Source organism: Endozoicomonas sp. SESOKO2 (assembly GCF_024606245.1).
Lineage (GTDB): Bacteria > Pseudomonadota > Gammaproteobacteria > Pseudomonadales > Endozoicomonadaceae > Endozoicomonas_A.
Window position 1 is genome coordinate 1 of the sequence record NZ_JAHHPQ010000306.1, and the last position, 4,385, is coordinate 4,385.

The window sequence follows — 4,385 nt, forward strand, 5'->3', positions numbered from 1 at the left end:
TCTGTTGGTCGCTGTTGCGGCTGGAACTCTAAAATGCTTCGATGGGTTGCACATATTCAAAAGTCTGGTGGTATTGGTGGTGTAAATCAGACTTTTGATCAGGCGCTTAATACCGACTACCAGCTTGCAGCTTTTGCAGCGGCTCTGAGTGTGCTGACCCAGTACAGTGAGATTGAAGGTATCAATATCGAAAACGAACTGTACCGGGAAAAACAAAAAGGCCAGAAATCCGAGTTTGATAAGCTGATAGACCAGGCGGTGGAAATTGCCTATAAACATCTGGTGCCCGGAGGCTTCGATGCTTCTGTTGTTCGGCATGCACTGTTTGCTGTTCATGAAACCATCAGACAGGAATCCGCCCAGCAGGGTGTTAACTATCTGAAGACAGAGCTGAAAAACTTCTGGAATGAACGGAAAAAGTTGATTGAAGTATTACGCTACCTCAGCCGAATGGAGCACATTGACCATTTGGAACACTGGGAGGCTGATGCCGAAGCCGCTAAAGCACTGGCCGGTGCGCTGGAGAATACTAACGGTTAAATCTGACCCATTGCAGTTTTTAGCAGCTTGCGTTTTCCGATCAAGTTGCTATATGTTAGGTCACAGACCTGCAACGGTGCCCATTCTAATACGTAGCGAGTGGCCACGGTTGCAGGTTTTTTGCGTTTAGGGGTATGTAATGCAGAAAATCGCTTTTTTTGTGGATGGTGGCTACTTTGTTCGACGGATCAAGTTTTATCACCGGAAACATTTTGAAGCGCACGCATTAGAACCTCAGCATATAGCCACTGCAATATACAACCTTATCGCCTCTTAGTGATTTTGTTATTGCTGATATAAAACGGATTTCTGAGCGAGTTGAATTAGACAGGACGACCTGGCAAACAGAGCCTCATATTGATCCGGCTCCTGCCATTGTCGAAACGCCTGTCTATCGTAAAGAGTTCGGCCTCTGGTCCCACCAGAAATATTTTGTCAAAAAAGCATTTGATGATCACTAAAAAGGCGGGGCCAGATATATTCTGGCTGATCAGGTAGGGCTGGGTAAAACTGTGCAGTTGGCGCTGGCTGGGATGCTGATGGCTCTTCAGGGAAATAAGCCGGTGCTGGTTATTGCCCCCAAGCCTTTGACCCTGCAATGGCAGGATGAATTGATGGAGCTGCTGGATATGCCATCTGCCATCTGGACAGGCAAACAGTGGCTGGATGAGCAGGGTATCTCCTGGCCCTCAACAGGACCTGAAAGTATTCTTAAATGTCCAAGGAAACTTGGCATAGTATCTCAGGGGCTGATTACATCCGGCTCTGAAATCAGCCAAAGAACCAAAAGTATGCTGTTGGCCACGGCAACCCCGGTTCAGCTGCATCCGGTTGAAGCTTTTGATCTGTTAAGCATTCTTGCCTTGGGTAGTGATCAAGTTCTGGGTGATGCCTGGAGCGAATGGCGCAAGGCTGACAGAGCTGTACCCATGGTGATGGGCGATATGGAAATATCTGTCGACGAAGCTTTGGCCTGGAGTTGGGTCAGAAATCCGTTACCACAAGCTGAGGAGCACCGATCTTTCAGGGATCTAAGAAAACGGCTGCACATGCAACCGGGTGATTATGTTGCCGATGCTGCCAGCTTCAATCAGTTGCGTGGACCTGACAAAACAAAGCTTCGCCGGGTTCTTCCGGACTATGGGAGACAGCATAACCCCTTTATCAGACAAATCATTCGGCGCACCCGGGACTATTTGGAAGCTACCATTGACCCGGAAACTGGCGAGCCCTACCTGCAGCCGGTCAAGGTCCAATTGTTTGGTGAGGGAGAGAAAGACTCTATCTCATTACCTCTTTACTTCCAGAAGGCTTATGAGAAAGCAGAGGAGTTTTCAGAGGCATTAAGCAAAAGAGCTAAAGGGGCCGGTTTCTTCAAGACCCTGTTGCTGAGGAGAATAGGAAGCACGCTCTACGCTGGACAAAGAACGGTGGATAAGCTGCTTAGCGAGTGGGCTGGCTCTGGCGATGAGCAGGATTTTTCAGCTTGTCTGGAAGATGAGGATGATGTCGAAAATCTCTCCATCTCTGACTCCATGATCTGGTGGGTTAGGATTGGTGCTGGGTACAGATGCAGCCAGTGATGGACTTAACCTGCAAAGGTTAGGAACCCTGATCAACCTTGACTTGCCGTGGAACCCAACTCGCCTTGAACAGAGAAAGGGACGTATCCAGAGAATTGGTCAGATTCGCAATACGGTCAAAATACTGAATATGAGATACCGTGGTTCAGTCGAAGACCGGGTGCATGAGCTGTTATCAGATCGTCTGGAGGATATTCACGGACTGTTTGGCCAGATTCCTGATGTACTTGAAGATGTGTGGGTTGATGTTGCATTGGGAGAGGTACAGGAAGCCACAAAGCTGATCGATGGAGTGAGACGCCAGCATCCCTTTGATGAAAAGTACAGCCGGGTGGAGAACATTGATTGGGAATCCTGCCAGACGGTGCTGTCATCGGATGAGCGGAGAGAAATTTTGAGTAAGGGGTGGTAGCTGTTATATCAGCAGTCTGACCCAAGTGTCATGAATCAGAAAATAATCATGAACTGGAAATAGTTGGAGTCCCGGTTGAACCCTATAGGTTAACTGCATAGTTAGATTGTCAGAGGTATTCAGACTCTGGTAGTCAATGATTATGCGACTTTTATCTTTCTCGCTTTTACCTGCTGATCCACCATGGCCATCTGTACTGGACTGGCCATGGACTTGATAACTGGATTGAGCTTCAGAGAGCAGGAGCGGTCACTGTCCTCATGGAGAGCAAATATGGCCTTATCGACAAAGTCTTCATCAGAGCAGGTTGCCGCAGCTGCGTGGATGTAGGCGGTGAAATAGGCTTTCTCATCACCGGTAAACATCCATGAGCCCAGTTCGTCAGCAAAGATGATCTCATCATCTACAATGTCCTCAAGCAGCTCATAGAGAATATCAAAGCACTCAAGGGCTGCTTGGTACTCCTCTTGTCTGACCAGTTTCGTTGACTCAATAAACAACTCATCGAGTTTTGCGAACCAGGCATCTGTCTCCTCGGGTATGTCCATATAGTTCTTGGAGTTAATATCAAAGGGTGCATAGTAGTCACCATCCAGAGAGCTTTTCTGAAAGGCCTTTACTGCCTTGAGAGTGTGATCTGCTGATGCCGGGAATGAAAACTGCTCTTTTGACATAAGGCCACTAAAGATAGTGTCGCGCTTGTTAGTAGACATGGTTTCCCACGCGTTATCCAGTAGGTTCAAAAGCTCTGTCCGGGTTTTTTTATTGAGTATTTAAAGAATAGACTTGTTCATTGTGTGTGGACTCTATAGCTGAAAAGTTTGGGACTTACCTTTGGCAAAGACGGTGATCTTTGAGAAAGGAGTTGATATCACCGGTACTGAAAACGCAATCCGATAAGGGGCAAATGTTCAGGCAACGACATTGTAGGATAGCTTACTTTTAAATCGAACCCGGGGAGTGGACAGCTCGCTACATGCTACCTTCTGAGCACGAGAGCATTTTGTCAACAAGGTAGGCTTTAACGAAAATGAGGATGTCAGTCAACCTGAGCCATAGCCTATTACACGGTGCTCATTTTTTTCCCATTTATTAGGCACAAAAAAATACCGTCTGCTAATGAACTAGCAGACGGTACAGATTAACAGTCAATCCTGATAGCTAACTTAAGTGTCGGTATCTCCAACACGTTGTGGCAATTGCCAACCTGATTGGGTATCTGACAATCAGAATCTTAACCAGCGTAATTAGCCGCAGCAAAGTCCCAGTTTGCCAGTGCCCAGAAATTTTTCAGATATTCCGGACGCACATTGCGGTAGTCGATGTAGTAGGCATGTTCCCACAGGTCGCAGGTCAGTAGTGGTTTCTGGTCGGTCGTCAGAGGAGTACCGGCATTACTGGTGTTGACGATTTCTACGGAACCGTCGCTGTTTTTAACCAGCCAGGTCCAGGAAGAGCCAAAGTTGTTAACCGCTTTGTCATTGAATGCAGCAATGAAATCGTCAAAAGAACCGAAAGCTTTGTTGATGGCTTCTGCCAGTTCACCGGCAGGAGCACCACCACCGTTAGGGCTCAGGCAGTTCCAGTAGAACGTGTGGTTCCAGATTTGAGCAGCGTTGTTGAAGATGCCGCCTTCAGAAGTCTTGATGATTTCTTCCAGGCTCTTGCTTTCCAGCTCGGTACCCGCGACCAGACCGTTCAGCTTGTCAACGTAGGTCTTGTGATGCTTGCCATAGTGGAAGTCCAGAGTCTCTTCAGAAATATGAGGAGCCAGTGCATTGCGCGCATAGGGCAGTGCAGGAAGTTCAAAAGCCATCTTGTCGTTCTCCACTTGAGGGTTGGTCTTGTTT

At 47.5% G+C, this 4,385-nt stretch carries 5 protein-coding genes; 3 read left to right on the top strand and 2 right to left on the bottom strand.

From position 1 onward, the window contains the following. The 3 genes from KDK17_RS07055 to KDK17_RS07065 all read left to right on the top strand — a co-directional run. On the top strand, positions 1–540 hold a 540-nt coding region (locus KDK17_RS07055; RefSeq protein WP_257287700.1), incomplete at its 5' end, for a hypothetical protein. 482 nt (positions 541–1,022) lie between these two features. Then, the gene (locus KDK17_RS07060) at positions 1,023–2,123 is read left to right on the top strand and encodes a hypothetical protein (RefSeq protein WP_257287703.1); all 1,101 of its coding nucleotides are present in this window, start codon (positions 1,023–1,025) and stop codon (positions 2,121–2,123) included. After that, complete coding sequence (locus KDK17_RS07065) at positions 2,098–2,535, top strand: helicase-related protein (RefSeq protein WP_257287701.1); 438 nt, start codon at positions 2,098–2,100, stop codon at positions 2,533–2,535. Before KDK17_RS07060 ends, KDK17_RS07065 begins: the two co-directional genes overlap by 26 nt. Positions 2,536–2,675: 140 nt before the next feature. Here the strand turns inward: KDK17_RS07065 and KDK17_RS07070 are convergent, their stop codons facing one another. Both KDK17_RS07070 and sodB read right to left on the bottom strand, forming a co-directional pair. Beyond that, complete coding sequence (locus KDK17_RS07070; protein ID WP_257287702.1) at positions 2,676–3,248, bottom strand: hypothetical protein; 573 nt, start codon at positions 3,246–3,248, stop codon at positions 2,676–2,678. 521 nt (positions 3,249–3,769) lie between these two features. Next, positions 3,770–4,351 carry a superoxide dismutase [Fe] gene (sodB, locus tag KDK17_RS07075; protein ID WP_257280448.1) on the bottom strand — a complete coding sequence of 194 codons (582 nt, stop codon included), beginning with the start codon at positions 4,349–4,351 and terminating at the stop codon, positions 3,770–3,772. Between the last annotated feature and the right edge of the window lie 34 nt (positions 4,352–4,385).